Origin of the sequence: Ktedonosporobacter rubrisoli (assembly GCF_004208415.1) — a bacterium.
Classification (GTDB): Bacteria; Chloroflexota; Ktedonobacteria; order Ktedonobacterales; family Ktedonobacteraceae; genus Ktedonosporobacter; species Ktedonosporobacter rubrisoli.
On sequence record NZ_CP035758.1, the window covers coordinates 6830377 to 6848093 of the forward strand.

13 protein-coding genes are annotated in these 17717 nt (G+C 52.5%); 3 read left to right on the top strand and 10 right to left on the bottom strand.

Annotated features, from left to right (window positions below; translation table 11 throughout):
* Positions 1-63 precede the first annotated feature (63 nt).
* A complete protein-coding gene (locus EPA93_RS29735) occupies positions 64-309 on the top strand; it encodes a DUF6429 family protein (protein ID WP_129891005.1) in 246 nt (81 codons plus the stop codon).
* An 87-nt stretch (positions 310-396) separates the two neighbouring features.
* On the opposite strand, the gene EPA93_RS29740 is transcribed toward EPA93_RS29735, so the two are convergent.
* Positions 397-1770, bottom strand: a complete 1374-nt coding sequence (locus EPA93_RS29740) for a glutamine synthetase family protein (protein ID WP_129891006.1) — start codon at positions 1768-1770, stop codon at positions 397-399.
* Positions 1771-2138: 368 nt separating this feature from the next.
* On the opposite strand from EPA93_RS29740, the gene EPA93_RS29745 reads away from it, so the two are divergent.
* Positions 2139-3089 carry a metallophosphoesterase family protein gene (locus EPA93_RS29745; protein ID WP_129891007.1) on the top strand — a complete coding sequence of 317 codons (951 nt, stop codon included), beginning with the start codon at positions 2139-2141 and terminating at the stop codon, positions 3087-3089.
* A 52-nt stretch (positions 3090-3141) separates the two neighbouring features.
* On the opposite strand, the gene EPA93_RS29750 is transcribed toward EPA93_RS29745, so the two are convergent.
* The 4 genes from EPA93_RS29750 to EPA93_RS29765 all read right to left on the bottom strand — a co-directional run bounded on the left by EPA93_RS29750 (position 3142) and on the right by EPA93_RS29765 (position 9506).
* On the bottom strand, positions 3142-4425 hold the full coding sequence (locus EPA93_RS29750; protein ID WP_129891008.1) for a M16 family metallopeptidase: 1284 nt from the start codon (positions 4423-4425) through the stop codon (positions 3142-3144).
* A 121-nt stretch (positions 4426-4546) separates the two neighbouring features.
* Positions 4547-5134 (bottom strand): Uma2 family endonuclease, encoded by a 588-nt coding sequence (locus EPA93_RS29755; RefSeq protein WP_207229241.1) that lies wholly within the window; start codon positions 5132-5134, stop codon positions 4547-4549.
* A 364-nt stretch (positions 5135-5498) separates the two neighbouring features.
* Entirely contained in the window at positions 5499-7163 is a 1665-nt protein-coding gene (locus EPA93_RS29760; protein ID WP_129891009.1) for a spermidine synthase, read from the bottom strand.
* Positions 7164-7298: 135 nt separating this feature from the next.
* Positions 7299-9506: a tetratricopeptide repeat protein gene (locus EPA93_RS29765; protein WP_129891010.1), complete on the bottom strand. Its 2208-nt coding sequence runs from the start codon at positions 9504-9506 to the stop codon at positions 7299-7301.
* Between the two features lie 131 nt (positions 9507-9637).
* Between EPA93_RS29765 and fmt the strand changes: the two genes are divergently transcribed.
* Positions 9638-10615, top strand: coding sequence for a methionyl-tRNA formyltransferase (gene fmt / locus EPA93_RS29770; RefSeq protein ID WP_129891011.1), 978 nt, complete (start codon positions 9638-9640; stop codon positions 10613-10615).
* 128 nt (positions 10616-10743) lie between these two features.
* Here the strand turns inward: fmt and EPA93_RS29775 are convergent, their stop codons facing one another.
* From EPA93_RS29775 to EPA93_RS29795, 5 genes are all read right to left on the bottom strand, one after another.
* Positions 10744-11652 (bottom strand): undecaprenyl-diphosphate phosphatase, encoded by a 909-nt coding sequence (locus EPA93_RS29775; RefSeq protein ID WP_129891012.1) that lies wholly within the window; start codon positions 11650-11652, stop codon positions 10744-10746.
* Positions 11653-11667: 15 nt separating this feature from the next.
* The gene (gene mltG / locus EPA93_RS29780) at positions 11668-12777 is read right to left on the bottom strand and encodes an endolytic transglycosylase MltG (RefSeq protein ID WP_129891013.1); all 1110 of its coding nucleotides are present in this window, start codon (positions 12775-12777) and stop codon (positions 11668-11670) included.
* Positions 12774-13265, bottom strand: a complete 492-nt coding sequence (ruvX, locus tag EPA93_RS29785; RefSeq protein WP_129891014.1) for a Holliday junction resolvase RuvX — start codon at positions 13263-13265, stop codon at positions 12774-12776. The genes mltG and ruvX overlap by 4 nt, the downstream gene beginning before the upstream one ends.
* 314 nt (positions 13266-13579) lie before the next feature.
* Positions 13580-16132 (bottom strand): baseplate J/gp47 family protein, encoded by a 2553-nt coding sequence (locus EPA93_RS29790; protein ID WP_129891015.1) that lies wholly within the window; start codon positions 16130-16132, stop codon positions 13580-13582.
* A 183-nt stretch (positions 16133-16315) separates the two neighbouring features.
* Complete coding sequence (locus EPA93_RS29795) at positions 16316-17656, bottom strand: cell division FtsA domain-containing protein (RefSeq protein ID WP_129891016.1); 1341 nt, start codon at positions 17654-17656, stop codon at positions 16316-16318.
* Positions 17657-17717: the final 61 nt, after the last annotated feature.

Genomic DNA, 17717 nt, shown 5'->3' on the forward strand with positions numbered 1-17717 from the left:
ATCCAGGCAAACTAACAACCATATTATATAAATCACAAGTAGGCATGTTAGGAGATACAAAATATGGATGACTACGATCATGACAAAGTGGATGAATTCGTACTGGCCTTGCTTTATCTCACACTTCACGATTCCTATCGGGCCTGGAAAGGTTTCGACTGGGACGTACTTGATAGGCTCTATCAGAAAGGTTGGATCGATAATCCACGCAATAAGGCAAAATCCGTAGTCTTCACCGAAGAGGGGCTTAGTAGATCAGCGAATCTGTTTCAACAGTACTTCAGCAAACAAGACGAAAAGCCCAGGTAAAGAGATCGGATAGCTTCTCGTCCAGGCCCGAGCATTTTGTCTCGGACCTGGTAAACACACGCAACACGCTTGATAGTTGGGCCAGCTTTAAAAAACCGGCAGGTAGCGATCAAGCTCCCAGGCATGCACATGCTGGCGATATTCTATCCACTCAATGCTCTTGGCATCAATAAAGCCTTCATAGATAGAGTCACCCAGCGCCTCGCGAATCAAGGGGTCCTCACGCAAGCCATCCAGGGCCTCACCAAGCGTGGCCGGCAACAGGCGTGCCCGCCGCCGCAAGCGCTCCTGTTCTTCCTGCAAGAAGAGGTTTTCATCCATAGGCGCCGGCAGCTCTAATTTGCGCTGAATTCCATCAAGGCCGCTACGCAGCATAACAGCCAGGGCCAGGTAGGGATTGCAGCTGGGATCAGTACAGCGCAGCTCGACGCGCATCGAGGCTTGCGGATCAGTGCTCAGGCGCGGCACACGAATGAGGGCTTGACGATTGACGCGCCCCCAGTTCACAAAGATCGGCGCTTCAAAGCCATGCACAAGGCGCTTGTAGGAGTTTACCAGCGGGGCCAGGATAGCACACATAGCGCGCGCATGAGCCAGCTGGCCGGCAATAAAGCGGCGTCCAATCTCGGAGAGTCCATACTCAGCACTCTCGTCTACAAAGGCATTGCGCCCAGTTTTAACGTCAACTAACTGCTGATGGATATGTAAGCCAGAGCCGTTGATGCCATAAAATGGCTTGGGCAGGAAGGTCGCATAAAGCTCGTTGCGCGCAGCAATCGCCTTAATCACATATTTAGCAGTCATCAGGCCATCAGCTATATGCAAGGCCTCGCTACCCTCAAAATCAAGCTCATGCTGCCCTTCCGCTACCTCGTGATGGCTGGTCTCTATCGTAAAGCCCATGTGCTGTAGAGCCGAGGCCATACGCCGTCGCAAGGCTGTGGCAAGATCCGTCGAGAGGTCAAAATAGCCGCCGCGATCATTGCGTAGAGGAGTGGGAACCTGATTTTCGAAGCGCAAGAGGAAAAACTCTAGTTCTGGCGAGACCCGGAACTCGTAGCCAAGCGAACGCGCCATATCAAGCGTCTGCATCAGGATCGCACGTGGGTCGCCATCGAAGCTCTCGCCATCAGGCGTATGCACATTACAAATGACGCGCGCCACAATATCTCCTTCAGATCCATCAGCTAAGGGCTGCAACTCGCTCGGCAGAACGGTAAAAGTTGAGAGATCGGGGAAAAGATACATATCGCTCTCAGCAATACGCGCAAAGCCTTCAAGAGAAGAGCCATCAAACCACTTACCATGCTGAAGGCATTCAGGAAACTGCTCAACTGGAATGGTTACACATTTAGCCATTCCTATCACATCGATGAACTCCAGGTTAACGAAACGCACATGCTCTTGCTCAATTATTGCCATTACCCGGTCATAAGTGATCTGATCTTGCCCTCGCCTCATATTCTTGCTCCCCTTCTTGAGCTTCCCTATACGTCTACATTGACTGCATAGCTCCGGCTGCAATGATAATTATCTTTATTATTTGCGAAAGTTGTTGTGATATTATGTCAGTCTTGTAGCATTGCATTTTTACATGCATAGCAAAATATGTCAAGAGAGATAAAAGCTTTATCATAACATGCCTGTCAAACTACGCTTTGCTCTATCTACTCTTATTGGGGTAGGATAAAAAGATGCCTGCGGTCCTCATGAGCAGGGCGAAGCAAGGGACCTATTATCTCCTATCTCAGGGGTCCTGTGCAAATATGCGCAGCGCATCGTAGAATCAGTGATAGGCCATGTACATTTTCAGGAGGCTTTCATAACATATGCACACAACACATCCCTCATTGTACTTCTGGGCACTGGGCGACCTGCACTATCGCGCTCAACCAGCCTGGCAGGCGCTTCATGCCCCACGCATGCAAGAGATGTTTGAGGATATACAGAGCGTCTGGCAAGAAGAAGGCAGGCCAGACTTTTGCGTAAGCCCTGGCGATCTCGTCCAGACCGGGACGCCCACCAACTATGCTCTGGCGATCCAGGAGATTGCCCGGCAGATGCAAGGCATTCCTTTCTATCCAGGCATTGGCAACCATGAATACCACCCTGATAGCCAGGAAGATACTTTCCATACGGCAGCCGAGTTCTCAGCGGCCTGGCACAAGCCTCCACGCTATGCCTGGACAGCCGGAGAGCAGCATGAGATTATCTGCATCATGCTCGATCAACCATATCCGTACGGCTCAGGTGAGCGAAAGGAGAGTAAAGAGGTAATTTTCCCGGCAGAGACTCTCCACTTTCTCGATGCCACCTTGCAGGAGCATGAGAGCCGCAGGGCGCTCATTTTTGCCCACTGCCCACTGCAGGACACGGTGCTCGACCGCGACCCGGCTCGCAACCTCGATGACGACTCTCAGGACACCTTCTTCTTTGTCAACAACTCGGCCGAGGTGCGCGCGATCCTGGCGAAGCATGCCAACGTGACCCTCTATATCAGCGGCCATACACACTCAGGCTGGAACTCGCCCCAGCTCCTCTTTACTGAGGATCTTGGCAAGCATACGATAACGCATCTCAACTTGATGTCCCCCTGGTACACTGGCCGGCATGCAGGAGCGCGCCGTGATCCCGAGACCAACGAATTAATCTATGTTCCTGATAAGCCCGATACCCTGATCACTTTCGCCCTCTCCATCTACGCAGATAAGGCCCTGATTCGCGCACGCGATCACCGCGCTCATCAATGGCTGACAAACTGGGAAATTCCTTTGCGCTAAAAACAGGCGGGGCCGGAATTTCCCGGCCCTTTGGCCTTAAGCTTGATCTACATTAAACAGAGAGCGTATTGCCCACAAGTTCATCGCGCCCAAGCGGTCCAATTGCGGCCACAGTGATTGGCGAAAGAGGCGAGAAGCGCTGCAGCACTCTGAGCACCTGCTCTTGCGTAACCGCATCGATGGCTTCCTTCACTTCCTGAATCGTCTTCAACTTGCGTTCATACCACCAGGAACGCGTCAGAGCACCCATACGAGCCGCTGAGCCTTCGCCGCGCATGATATGCTCGCTCTTCAACTGCACCTTGGCCCGCTCCAGTTCATCGGCGCTAAGACCTCCCTGCTCTAACTTACGCAGCTCGTTGACGATCACTTCAAGGCATTCGTGCCCTTGCTCAGGAGTAGTGCCAGCATAGACGCGCATCCCACCGATCTGGCGATTGCCGGCCAGGCCCGCGGAGACGCTATAGACAAGTCCACGCTTCTCGCGTACCTCGACAAAGAGGCGCGAGGCCATATTGCCGCCAAGAGCCTCACCGATCACCATGGCAGCATAATAATCGGGATCGTTATAAGCCGGGAAGGGGAACATCATACCAAGATGCTCTTGCTTGCCATCCTGATGCTCCAGCTCGATAGTTGTAACTGGCTGCGGACGCGGCACCGAGATCGGAGCTGCCTGCCCTTCCCAATCGCCGAAGAACGCCTGCATCTTCTCCACAACCTTATCCCAATCAAACTTACCTGCGATGGCAAACAGGACATTGTTCGGCTGATAGCGCGCCTGCCAGAACTCGCGCAAGTCCTGCTGCTGCAGCGCGCGTACGCTGTCGCTGCTGCCCAATACCTGGCGAGCAAAAGGAGTATCGTGGTAAAAGCCGGCGCGCACAAGATCAAAGATGCGGCTCATCGGCTCGTCATCGCGGCGGCGGATCTCCTGTAAGATGATGCTGCGTACCTGTTCGAGCTCATCCTTTGGGAAAGTGGGAGTGAGCAGCAACTCATGCATCAGTTCAAGGGTTGCCTCAAACTTGGTATGGACAACCTGCGCCCAGACCTGAGCGGTTTCCAGGCCAGTACTGGCGCCCTTACGAGCTCCCAGGGACTCAAAGGCTTCATTGAGGGCGCGCACATCTCTCTTTTTCGTTCCCTGAAAGATCATATACTCAAAGAGGTGGGCAAGACCTTGCTTCTCCTTGGGCTCGTGGATGACTGCAGCCTCTAGCTGAAAGCCGAAAGTTGTCGAGCTCAGGCTAGGCATATATTGGCCGATCATATCAATGCCGTTGGGCAGTTGATGATGAAAATAGTTTGGAGGTAAGCCGTTCTGATCACTCATAATATATAGGGAGTTCCTTTCTGAACAGGATGGAGATGTACTGCATAGAAAACAAAGTCAGTATACCACAATAGCAAAGGCTTGCCTCCCAGGTGCAGCTTGCTCAGTAAGCCGATCCAGACTATAGCTGTTTGTCGTCGCTTCCAGCAAAGATGATGCCTTCATAAAGCTCAGCCACCGTAAAGCTGAGGTCAAGGCTGCTTACTTGCACACTATCCTCAAGGGCAAAGAGAAACAAAGTCCACAGAGTATTTTTCTCACGCCGAAAGAGCTCAACCGCAGGATGGTCTGTGGCTATTAGCATATATTCTTGAATCGTTGGGCACTCGCGATAAAAGGTGAACTTGCTGCCTCGATCGTAGTCGCAGGTACTGGGGGAAAGCACCTCAACGACAAGGCGTGGATATTGGATAAAGTCAATGCTTCCGCGATCGCGGGCATCACAGGTAACCGTCACATCTGGATAGACATAGCGCGTCTCCGAGAGACGTACGCGCGCATCAGAAGTATAAGCGCGACACGATCTTCCCCGCAAAGCACTATGTAAGATGCTAAACATATTTCCGCTTATTGTGGCGTGATTCAACGTGCCGCCGGCCAGCATCGTAATATGGCCGTCGATATATTCATAGCGCACGCCTTGATTGTTACGTTCCAACTCTAGATATTCGTCAATCTTTGTCATATCTTGCCATGGGTAACTCGCCAACTCTATTCCCTCTCGATCTATTCAGTATACCACCGGAACTGGCCTTAGTATAGCAGCGCTTCATATATTATCAAAACAACATATTTAAGTATTTTTACATATATATTTCTGCATACAAAAAACACCCATGACCACAACAGAGCCATGGGTGTCATACCTCTGCCACCAGAGAGAAGCCGGCCCAACCTCCACCTCCCGGCGTTCCCCTCCGGCTCCTCACAGCGCCAAAAGTTATTCCCCGCCATCACATGCACTACGGAACTCCTCTCTATAGAGAACGTCCAGGAAGCACATTTCGATTACAAAAAATGGGGTCAGATTCCCGCGCGCAAAAAAATCAAAGACGCCCTGCTCAGGGCACAGCTTACTTTGTCTTTGGCTGATTGCTGTTCTCGACCACATTCAGAATCATCAGATCAATCAGCTGCTCAACAGGGGCCCGATCATCGGTAAAGTAGACAGAGGCGCGTTTCTCCTCGCGTATATTGCCATAATCAAGGCCAGCCTGTGTAACTGAGCGCAACAACGGCTCGGAGAGCTGAGCGCTATTGTGGCGAAAATTAGCCAGCGAGGTGCGCGCGTTGGTACCAATGACCAGGCTATTTGTGAAGCGCGGCGAATCGATAATATATACATTTGGGAAGACTGTATGCATCGTTTGGGCCAGCGCATTGACAAGGCGGAAATCCTGGCTTGTCCGTCCGACATTAATTGTGGCTACCCCTGTAGGCGTGAGGTGAGAGCGCACAAGCTGAAAGAACTCGCTTGTCGTCATCTGGAAGGGAATATAGGGCTGTTGATAGGCATCTATACCAATGACATCGTATTTCTTCTGCGTCGTCTGCAAGAAATAACGCCCATCCTGCACAATCACATTAAGGTTCGGCTCGCGCATCCCAAAGTATTGCCGTCCCAGCTTCACGATCTCTCCATCGATCTCCACGCCATCGATAGGGATCGGCCCATAAGCTGCGCTGAACTCGCGCGGGATAGTCCCGGCGCCCAGCCCGACGATACAGACCTGGCGAACCTGCTGAGGCATGAAGGGAGGATTATTGAAGTATGGCGTAACCATAAAATAGTCCCAGGGACCATTTGTCAGCACATGGGTGGGATCATAAATCGAATGAATGCCCAGGCCCTCATTCATCACAAGCTGCGTCTCCCCCCTTGCCTGCACCACCTGAATATAATTGTAAGCCGATTCGTGCTCAGAGATCAGCACGCCACCTCCATTGGTTCCGCTGGGCGGCTTGATGGGTCCGCGCAAGGCCAGCAACGAAAGCAGCATAGGAATCAAGAGCAAAAAGAGCAGCAGGCTTTTCAAGACAGCCTTGCGCCCGTCCTGGCCCCTATTGCGCTGCGAAACGATAAGGCCCACAACAGCCACCAGCAGGAGAGCCACGGCAAAGACTAAGAAGGTCCGATACGTCCCGATATTGGGAATAAGCACAAGCACCGGCACGAAGGTCCCCACAATGCTACCCGCCGTCGAAATGGCATAGAGCAAACCGGCAGTACGTCCCGATTTCCCGATCTGTTCTACACGCAGACGAATCGCAAAGGGAGAAACGCAGCCAAGCAAAATCATGGGCAGCGCAAAGAGCAAGATCACCGAGACCAGCGAACCATAAAAGACGCTTATCGAATAGGTCGCGAAGGCGCTCAAAGACCAGCTCAAGATAGGGCGTGAGAGCGGAGGGATCGCACAGATGAGCAGCGCGGCCACAATCGTCAGCCCATAAAATGCCGAGGGATAGGGGTAACGATCGGCAATACGACCACCGACATAGTAACCGATGGTAAGATACAGCAGGATCAGGCCGATCAGATTTGCCCACACAAACAGCGAAGTGCCAAAGTAAGGCGCAAGCAGGCGCGAGGCCGCCATTTCAACTGCAAGCGAAGCGGCTCCGGCCACAAACACCAGGATAATAAGCAGCCAGTCCTGGAGCAGGTGCCCGGCATGAGAGTTTCTATTGCCATCTTCCGCTTGCGGTTTACGGGGGCCGGGAGTCGTGGTGGTCATATTCTAAGCACTCTCTTTCGCTAAAAATACTGATCCCCAGGCGAGGATGAACAGGCATAGCAAACGGGAGGCAGTCATCTCTCATCAAGATAATCTGCATCCCCTTGTTGCTCTCATATTACGTTCTGACAAATATTATTGTCGCATATCCGCCATAACAAAGCGAGAAAAAACCTGTTGCTGTACCTCAATAGCCTCGCGCTTCAGCATAGCATAGGCTTCCTGGCCCATTTTTTGTTCAAGCGCCTTGAGGAAAAGTTCCAGGGTCATCGTCGATGAATCGTTGAGTGCTTGACGCAGCTGCAGCGCGCCCAGGAGCAGAGATAGACCCTCCTTATAAACCCTCTGTTCATAGAGCAGCAAACCCATACTGGTAATGATCATAGCCTTATCGAGGCGAGCACGTGGCCCATAGGCCATCTTTATAGCTTCTTTATAGCATTTAAAGGCAAGTTCATAATTTTTCTCATCGTGATAGAGCAAGCCAAGGTTATGCAGGATCGTATATTGAAGGACAACATCCTGCTGCTTCTCGTTGAGGCGCAGAGCCTGTTCAAAAAGCATGCGGGCCTGCTCAATCTCGCCCCAGGCGCGGAATAGTTCCCCCTGATTGGCAAGAGTCGTAATCTCACCACGAAAATCACTAACCTGGCGCTGGAGGGTCAGGGCCTGCTCAAAGTATGTATGGCTCTGCTCCCGCTCATCCATACGACCATAAAGCATACCCAGATGGCCGAAAATCGTCGCCTCATCTTGAGGGGCCAGATGGGCAGATGGTGGCAAGAGAGCCGTATATAAGCCTATCAGCATATTCCACATCCCCCACTCTACCATCTTCTGGTGCAAGCCCTCGGCAAAGAGCAGATCACAAGCATCCTGCCAGTGCCAGCCAAGACATAAGTGATGGATTGTAGAGATAATAGGCATAACATCCTGCAGACCAGCGCGCTGCTCAGGAGAAGGATATTCCTGAGCCAGGTTATAGTAGTAGGCTGCAACCTGCATATGTCCAGCCGCCTGCATCGCCTGCGCGGCCTCCGGCCCTTTCTGGCTCTCGGCCGGCACAAAGGGCATCTCGGCCTCAAGCATAGCCAGCCCCTCGGGATAACGCTGTTCTCCTCCCTCAAGAAAATGCTCAAGAATATACTCACGAATCAGGGGATGAAGATCATAGCTAGCAATATTAAAGACATCAACAGTAACTCTAACCAGAGCCAGGCTGGTCAGCGTTTCCAGTTCCTTCTCAATTTCCGCGATGCTCACCTGAGTAGTGGCGCCGTTGCCTGTGATCGCCGTAGCGATGCCACGCAAGGGTACAGGCTCATGAAAGAGGCTAAGCGTACGCATTAAAACATATTGGATTGGGCTAAGAAAGTGATAAATAGCCGTCAAAAGATTCTGTGTAACCTCACCGGCCCACATCGGCTGATATTCTGAAGAATCAAGTAGATAACTAATAGAGATCCCGCTCAAGTGGACGACAGCACAAAACAGCACAAGGGCAAAGACATGTCCGGCACAGCGCTGCCAGATTAACGATAACTGCTCAGGCGAGCTATCGAGACCATAGCGTTGCAGCAGAGCTAAGCCTTCTGGCATACTGATACGCGAAACCAGGTAGGAACGCACCCGCGATTCAGCCATATTCTCATCAAAAGGCGTCTCATAACTGGTAAAGAGGATACGGCTATCACCCAGGTCGGACTGCAACATCTCAAGAAACAAAGACAAAGCTCCACGGCTACTCACATTCTGAGCATCATAGAGCATGGTCTCGAATTGATCAAGGACAATTAGAGCGCTCTCCTGCGGCCGGCGTAAAGCGCGCAAGAGCGCCGAGATCTGCTGCTCAGCCTTCATCAAAGCAAAGCCCGGCTCCTGAACCTGCAAACCATTGAGTATGGCGGCAATCATACCAGGCACTGTCGTATATGTGCCCGTCTCCAGCCATATCAGATGTTGCGGCCCAGCTGCTACGCTTGCCTGCGTCGCTTGAAGGATACGATTATATAAGAGAGCAGCCAATATCGATTTTCCTGCACCTGAGCTTCCAGTAATTACCACAGCATTCGTTCTGGTATCTACCAGCATGCGATGGACCGTATTCACTTCATCCGCACGCTGCATAATGAACTGGGGGTCAATCGGTGCTGGAGCAAGCGCATAGACCCCATACGCTGAAGGATGTATCTGTTGAGCAGACGTTTGATGCATAGGAAGATTGTACTCACCTCTTGTTGCGCGTCCTAAAAGCCCATTACGCTGTTCTCCAATGGGGGATAGATTGTACTCGCCACTCGTCGCGCGTTGCATAAGACCTCTATGCTGTTCCCCGTCCGGCATATGAGATGTATTCCTCCGTTACGTGCTAAATGCAGTATAGCATACTACAAGAGCCAGGCATTAGCCTAAAATAGCCTGAATGTGCTACTATATCTGACTGTAAATCTTTGTGTTGAAAGGGGGGTCACCGTATGCTGCGTATCATCTATATGGGCACGCCACATTTCGCTGTCCCAGCGCTGGAGGCCTTAAGCCAGGGCGCGGCTCCTGGAGCCATCTTGCCAGAAGGCTACGAACTGGCAACAGTTATTACGCGCCCCGATAAGCCAGTCGGGCGTAAGCGCGAAGTGGTTTTCTCGCCAGTCAAGCAAACTGCTCTAGCACACGGTATCCCGGTTTGGCAACCAGGCTCTTTTAAAAAGGCAGTTAATAGCGAGGCGCTGGCTGCTTACCATGCCGATCTTTATATTGTCGCTGCGTTTGGTCAGATCCTGCCACAGACAGTTTTAGACCAGCCGCGCTTCGGTACGCTCAATATTCATGCCTCGCTTTTACCTAAATATCGAGGCCCCGACCCTATTGCCGAAGTCATCCTGCAGGGAGAAAGCCAGACAGGCGTCTCCATTATGCTCCTCGATGCAGGCATAGATACAGGTCCCGTGCTCCTTAAGCGCTCTATCCCACTTGCCGAGGATGAGACGACAGGAAGCCTTACCACCAAATTGGCCGAGTTGGGCGCTCAGGCCTTGCTTGAAGCGCTACCGCTGTGGATCGCTGGCAAAATCGCGCCCCAGGCGCAAGATGAGCTGAAAGCCACCCACACACGGATGTTGCGCAAAGAAGATGGGCTCATTCGTTGGGATAAACCCGCCAGCGTTCTAGCCCGCCAGGTACGCGCCTACAGCCCCTGGCCCGGCTCGTATACCCACTGGCATGGCAAACTGCTCAAGATCATTGCCGCCCAGCCAAGAGCGCTAGAGCCGGCAAATTCGGTCGAGCCAGGAACTACCAGCGTGCGCCAGGACGCCAACCACCAGGTACTCTCTGTAGTTACGGGCTCCGGCCTGCTTCTTGTCAAGCAGCTCCAGCTAGAGGGCAAAAAAGCCATGAGCGCTGAAGAATTTCTGCGCGGCAATCCCGGGATCGTCGGCGCTGTCTTAGGCGCGTAAGACCAGCCCACGCAGATGATTCTCAATTGGCGCTAACAAAAAGTCCCAGGTTCTCGTAAGCCGTACTTCCTGGGACCTCTTTGTGATTAGCAAGTTTTTCCTATCTGCAGCAGCAAGAACCTATCTGGTCAGGCCGCAGCATGGAAGACGGTCAGGTACAAAATGACAAGGAGCAGCCCGGCTCCCCAGCAATAATAGGCAAAGGGATTCAGGCGACCCGTCTCGAAATACTTGGTAAGAAACTTTGTGCTGAAGTAAGCGGCCACGCCGGATAAGACCATGCCGAACAGGATAAGCAGCAGGGTCATCAGATGCTGCTTCAACAAGAGCGGCACCTCCAGCAGAGCGGCGCCAAGGATAAGGGGTGTGCCCAGCAGGAAGGAGAAACGCGCAGCATCCTCGTGCGTCAGGCGCACGCCCAGGCCAGCCACCATCGTCACGCCCGAGCGCGAAAAGCCAGGGATAAGGGCCAGGGATTGGGCAAAGCCTACCACAATGGCCTCTTTCCAGGAGAGTGTCTTAAGCGGGCGAAATTGCGCCTCGCGTTCCCGCGGAGAGAGCGCGCCCAATTTTGCCTCGGCGCGCCGGCGCATACCCTCGCCTAAAAACAGTACCGAGCCATTCACTATCAAAAAGGCCGCCGCCAGAATCGGCGATTCAAACAGATCCTTAATCTTATTCTGAAACAGAACACCGAAGATACCGGCGGGCACGCAGCCAACAAGAATAAGCCAGCTTACCCATTCGTCAGTGCCTGGTGTCAGCTTGCGCGTTTGCGCAATGGTCAGCAGCGTTTTGCCCACTTGCAACCAATCACGCCAGAAATACAAAAGGAGCGCAATACTTGTGCCTAGATGTAAGGCTACAATCAAGGGAAGAAAACAGCTTTTTCCACCACATGAGGTTCCAGCATCGATATTACCCAGGCCCAACAGCGGCGGGAGAAAGATGGTATGCCCCAGGCTACTAATCGGAAATAGCTCGGTTACCCCCTGCAGCAGCGCCAGAAAAATGACTTGCAAGATGTTTACATTCATTAGTCACTCTCTTTGTCAGTTTCTAATTTCATACTTCTGTTTATCAGTCTCAAATTCCGCCAGAGTTGATGCAAAGACAGAGTGTCCGTCCTTCTTGGCAAAGAAGTAGTAATAATTTGTAGAAGGCGGAGCAGCAGCATCCTTTAAGCTGGCCAGGCCCGGACTACAAATAGGTGTAGGCGGGAAATTCTGATGAGTATAGGTATTCCAAGGGCTATCAGCAGCGATCTGGCCGCCCGTATCTTGCAATGGGGCCCAATATGGATTTGGCGCTTTAGGAGGATTGAGCGTATCACGCGCATACTGCACCGTAGGATCAGCCTGTAATAATTCGCGGGTCTCATCATTAGCAGGGATCTTATAGAGACGATTCCAGTAGACACTTGCAATATTCCCTCGATCCTCCGGAGCTAAGGTCTCGCGCTCAACGATTGAGGCCAGAGTGATCATCTGATAAACATTCATCTGATGCTGCTTCGCCGCGGCATCGAGGTGATTCTGAGTGATTTTATCCTCCATGCCGTTTAGCATTATATTCACGACATCGCGAGCCGTTCCATCTAACGGAATCAGGTAGCTGTCAGGGAAAAGTAGCCCCTCCATGCTGTTTTGCCCTTGCGGCACATCATTGAGAACGGGATGCTTGCCCTTATCAGGGAACAGGTCAATATGTTTTGTATATTTGAGAAAATCCTGCTCATTAAACTTGACGAGACCAGAAGTAGCAAAACGATGGCCTATTTGCTCAAGACGCCAACCCTCTGGTATGATCACCCTGATCGCGTTGGGCTGCCCATCGAGCAGTTTATCTATAATCTGGCTGATTGTCATACTTGTACTTAAATCATTATACATGCCCGCCTGCAGCCGCGTATCCAGCCCTTTGATACGTGCCCAGATACGGAAAGCAAGCGCATTTCGGATAAGCCCTTTTTGCACAAGATCATCACCAATCTGGGCAGTTGTTTCCCCCTTTTGAATCTCTATTGACATGGTATGGCTGGGACCTGGCACGGGTTGAAATATAGACGTCATGGTATTCCAGGCGTAATAAATAGCGCCAAAGACAATTACCGCTACTAGCAGCACAGCAATAATTGCGGCCCTCGCTCCAGCTTGTTTCATATTGACCCTCCCTCAGTCTTGTGGTCCAGATGGTCCAGGTAATCCTGAAGAATAACTGCAGCGGCTAAGGCATCAATCTCATGCCCTCTACGCCGTCGCTTTGCAGAGGTATGGCGTTGACCACTACGCCTTTGTCGCTTCTTCCCTTCTTCCTGGCCACGTTGCGCAAGCAAGCGCTGCGCCTCTACTGTTGAAAGACGCTCATCCCAAAATACGAGAGGGACTGCAATATGTGGCTGTAGACGCTCAGCAAAAGCCTGAATCTGTCTACCCTGTTCATGTAGCTGGCCATCCAGACTTATCGGCAAGCCGACAACCAGCCCTTGCGCTTCTGTCTCACCTATCAGTTGCTGAATAGCCTGCCAGGTTTGTTGTTCATCCCGAGAGGCATGTAAGGTTGTATATGGTGATGCAAGCAAGCCTGTGGCATCGCTTACCGCGACACCTATTCTGGCCGCGCCAATGTCCAGCGCCATTAATCGTACCATCTGTTCTCTACCCCGCTATACTATAGATGCCATGCCCTTATGCATTCTAACGAAGAGCCATTCCTTTTGTCCAGTAAGGATACCCATTTATCCAATCGCATATACGCATCTCTTCTTTACATAAAGTATATTACTCGGCCATTCTTATATTACGGTTAAGGCTATGGTTTTGTACACAGGCTTTCTACTGGCAGCCTCCTCAGCGTTGCCGTGCTTTATACTCAAGTATAGTATAGAGGAATGAAAAAGTAGGCAGTTAAATATAAGCACATAAAGGCGGATGGCATCCCCTGAAGAGGGCCACCCGCGCCTTATTATTTTGTGACTGGCCCGGAGCCGGCCACAAATTTCACATCTATATGCTCTGTCCAGAACGGCACCCACGAAACAAAACCAGGTGATACCTGGATATCGGCCCCCTGCACGCCCGGCGTACCGGATAGGATTGTGCGCGCATCCTTAATAGATTTGCCAGCAATCAGATCCTGTACCTGCTTTTTAGAGATATTTTGAGCAGCCGTCCCACTGGCCGGGAAAGCGAGCTTTAGAGCATTAGCCTCCCCTGTAATCTTTATCTTATCTTGCTTTATAACTACCGGATGCTGCGCATCGTTAATGAGCATAAAGCCTGCAAAATTCTTATCCTGCTGCATATCGCTATTGAGCTGAGCCATGCTAGCCCGCTGCAGGGCATCCTTACGCACAACCAGTAGATTTATGCTTGCCTTCAGTTGGATGGGAAAGCTTCCATCGTTGACGACCTGCCCATCGGCGGGAGCGTTTACCAGAGTATCGGTCTCCGTCAGATTGACTTGCACATCGCCAGCGTTTTGCTGCTGCTTGGTCCAGGCCTGGATTGCATCCTGCACCTGTGAACGCAACATCTTTTTCGCCTCGTCAAGATCCTTTGCCGTGACCGTGGTAGCGTTGCCAACGCCACCACCCTGCATAGCGCTGGCATTCGTCACCTTCAGCTTTAAATCGGCAGTGGTAACATTATTCACTTTGGCGATCATATTCAAGCTCTCGTCGGCCAGAGTAGTAATGCTACCAGCCACCACATTGCCAGCATCGCCCTGCTTTTGCGCCTGCACTGGGATCTGGATCGTATTACCAACGTTGCTGGCAGATGGCGGCACGACGGCATCGGCCGTGGTAACAAAAGAAATGGCATTTGCTCCTGTCGTTGAGACCACGACGCCAGTAGGGATTTCGACAGGATTCGAGCCATTATTCGTGAAGGTAACATTGCCGCTGGCTGAGGCCGTACCGATCTTTGTGCTTCCCGTCGCTTTGGCCTGCCCGTTGGCTGTAAAATCCTTACTCAGCGTTTCAGCAGGAACAGTCCCGGGTCCCGCGTTCTGCTGCGTAGACGGGACCACATTAAGGCTAACGTCATGGGCGTAAACGCGCGCCGCAAGGGCCACACTGACCTGAGCTGACGGCAGGAAATAGGCAAGGACGCCAATAAGCAAGATCACAAAGATACAGACCAGCACAAAAATATAGCCACTATTGCTGCGTCGCCTGGCGTTTGCCCTGCTTGCTCTACTGGCGCCGGCCCGGCTCGCGCCGCTCAACGGGCGGCTTTGGCGCGGGGCTGGCCTGGATAAGGCCGGAGGGCGTCCGCGGGCCGCTGGAGCCTGGGCGGCTCTCTCTCTTGTGCGCTCGGGACTTGCCGCAGGCGGCTGAGCTGTAAGCGGTGGACCTGGAATTGCGCTTGAGGACCCACCCACGGGCGGCAGGTCATCCTCGCTCTCAAGATCCTGGCGAGGCTGATAGGGCAGACCACCGGTGCGGCTCCTGCGCGAACGCACGCCAAAGGTGCGCTGCGGCGGGAGGATATCAGGCTCCTCCTCCGCCTCCTCGATGGAAGGCTCAACCCACGCGCGCGCAGCCAGGGGCTTCTTGGGATCGATGACAAAATCGCCCTGGTCGCCTTGATCCTCTATCTCCCCATCGCTAACCTCTGTTGGCAATTCAGAAACATGTTGAACAGGAAATACGCCTGTATCTCCCTCTTCCAGGGAGACCGCACCACGCTGTTCGTTTCCCTTTGGAGGAGGTTGCCGATCTTCCATAAAAGCAAATGGATCATCAGTAATCTCAAAAGGCGAGGGGCTCTTGTGAGCCGACTGTTGCTCCTCTTGCCGCTCCGGCTGCGAATTTATCTCCTCCACTCCGGGCTTGCTGCCCTGCAAGGCAGCCTGGCGGATATCCTGGGCCCGATTAAAGTCCTCAAGCAGGAGATCAGGCTCCTCATCAATCTGCTCAGGCGAGAGTGGCCGAATCGGTGGTGTCGTCTCGATGCGAAAATCGTAAGCTGGATTATATGACTTGAAGGCTGGCTCATCGAAGGCGCTATGTTCCAGCCCTCCGGTAACCATCTCATCTGAATGGGGTATCTCGCTTTTTGGCTCCTGTCGCGACTCCTCAATCGTTGGAGAATACCATTGTTGCTCCCGATTCACGGAACGGGGACGCGCGCTGCTCCGCGTACTGCCGGGACCGCGATTCACGGGACGGGAGGGGGACGATCCGGCGCCCCGCGCTCTCCCTGTGCCCGAACGCCCGCTGCGCCCTGCCGGCCGGGATCTACTGGTGGGGGAAGATTCGAGAGAATGAGCCACCCTGAATTTAACGGCCTGGGCCACCGAGCGAATATGGGGATCAGAGCTAACAATTACTATCTCTTTTCCCATCTCGCGCGCCCGAGCATGAAGCAACTTCCAAGCCACGTGGCTGCGTAGCTGCGTCTGGGTGGGGATAACCAGAGTAATATGTCGCGATGGAATCCCTTCCAGGCGCTCACGCACATTCGTCAAATCATCTTCCGGGCTAATATAGATTGTCTGCTCATCACTCATAGGCCCATTCACCCCTCTGTATCTATGCACGTGAAGCCCACGGCTATATCCGAAATATAGACGGTCCTGCCGAATCCTCAACCAGCCAGGTCCAGGGACTGCAGCTTACACTCAGTCCCCTACTGCGCTTGATAGCATAGTTCTCCCTCTATTTAAGCACGTGCCAGACCTGCTAAAGGTTTCTTATATGCGCATATTATTGATTACTCTATCAAGCGCCCTCTCCAGAACATTGTTCTCATTCTGCAACTCAATGGCCTGATATGCCAGAGCCATCGGCGTAATATCCTGAGCATCTAGCAATAAGCTTTTAGGATCGTAGATATTGGCCACCATTTCAGGCTGCACAGTACGTATCTCTGGTTGGCGTGCGAATGGTAAGCGTTCGGTCCAGGGAAAACGTTCAAGCTTCTCATAGATATCGGTCAAGGCCGCGCCTCCGCCCACAACATAAATCGCGGGGGGCAGCAGCTCGCCTTTCGCAAGTTCTTCAATCAGCAATTCTACGCTATCCATCCAGGTCTGGCATTCAGGCGCAAGAATTGTCTGTATCTCATCGCGGCTGTTCCCTTTAATCTCACCTTTACTATAGCCGATTTTCAGGCGTTCGGCATCTTTAACAGAAATACCCTTACTTGTGGCTATACGGCGCGTAAACGTCCTGCCGCCCAGAGCAAACATACGCGTCTCTTCAATGCCTCCCTGGCGCACAAGGGCAATATCGGTTGTGCCCCCACCAACATCAATGAAGATAGCGCCACTATCGGCACTGGCGTTGGTACTTAAGCAGCGCGCTAAAGCATACGGCTCCGCAACAATCGTCACCAGGGTAAGATCAAGTCCCTGGGCCACCGTCTCGATTGCCCCCAACTGCATGAGGGGAGCAAAGGCGCTAAAGACCGTGAGCGAGAAGTGGCGCCCACGAAAACCTATGGGGTTGGTGACTACCTGCCCATCGATACGAACAGAGATCACTGCAGCATTCGTCAGGCGAACCTCAATATTCTGGTAGCCAGTTTCCGCAGCAATGCGTTCGCGCGCACTCTTCAGCAGTTTTTGCTGCGCGCTGGTAATGAGGGCCTCCAGCTCTTCAGCGCTAATCGGCTTGGCCGGCTGCTGACGCTGCTTACTTATCGTTACAGAGCAGCCCTTAACCAACTCTCCGGCGATGCCGATGACAGCCGCAGGCGCAATAGTGCCGCCGGCGGCCTGCTCGGCCTGGAGGAGCGCCTCGTTACAATTTGCAATGACGCCCGGAATATCCGTCACAACACCATCTGCTATATGGGAATAGCTCTGGGGATGACGACCTACGCCCAATACCTCTGCCTGGTCTCCATGCACCTCAACGATGATAGCTTTTGCATAGGCAGTACCAATATCCAGCGCAGTGAAGAGTTGACGCTGACCATCTCCTTCAGGGTCCGGCAGATCGTCATACTCCCCATCCTCGCCAGGATAATACTCATTCTCTTCTTGTCTTCCCAATAGGCGGTCAAACAAACGTTGAAAGAGATTCCTCATTTAATCTTTCCCAAATCTACTGATGCGCTACCAAACATTTGCCGGATAAGCTACTTTTGAC

Bases quoted from the DNA above. Each gene is read 5' to 3' on its own strand.
- ruvX (WP_129891014.1), bottom strand. From the start codon at position 13,265: ATGGTACGATTAATGGCGCTGGACATTGGCGCGGCCAGAATAGGTGTC.
- EPA93_RS29775 (WP_129891012.1), bottom strand. From the start codon at position 11,652: ATGAATGTAAACATCTTGCAAGTCATTTTTCTGGCGCTGCTGCAGGGG.
- EPA93_RS29795 (WP_129891016.1), bottom strand. From the start codon at position 17,656: ATGAGGAATCTCTTTCAACGTTTGTTTGACCGCCTATTGGGAAGACAA.
- fmt (WP_129891011.1), top strand. From the start codon at position 9,638: ATGCTGCGTATCATCTATATGGGCACGCCACATTTCGCTGTCCCAGCG.
- EPA93_RS29750 (WP_129891008.1), bottom strand. From the start codon at position 4,425: ATGAGTGATCAGAACGGCTTACCTCCAAACTATTTTCATCATCAACTG.
- EPA93_RS29735 (WP_129891005.1), top strand. From the start codon at position 64: ATGGATGACTACGATCATGACAAAGTGGATGAATTCGTACTGGCCTTG.
- mltG (WP_129891013.1), bottom strand. From the start codon at position 12,777: ATGAAACAAGCTGGAGCGAGGGCCGCAATTATTGCTGTGCTGCTAGTA.
- EPA93_RS29745 (WP_129891007.1), top strand. From the start codon at position 2,139: ATGCACACAACACATCCCTCATTGTACTTCTGGGCACTGGGCGACCTG.
- EPA93_RS29740 (WP_129891006.1), bottom strand. From the start codon at position 1,770: ATGAGGCGAGGGCAAGATCAGATCACTTATGACCGGGTAATGGCAATA.
- EPA93_RS29765 (WP_129891010.1), bottom strand. From the start codon at position 9,506: ATGCCGGACGGGGAACAGCATAGAGGTCTTATGCAACGCGCGACGAGT.
- EPA93_RS29760 (WP_129891009.1), bottom strand. From the start codon at position 7,163: ATGACCACCACGACTCCCGGCCCCCGTAAACCGCAAGCGGAAGATGGC.
- EPA93_RS29790 (WP_129891015.1), bottom strand. From the start codon at position 16,132: ATGAGTGATGAGCAGACAATCTATATTAGCCCGGAAGATGATTTGACG.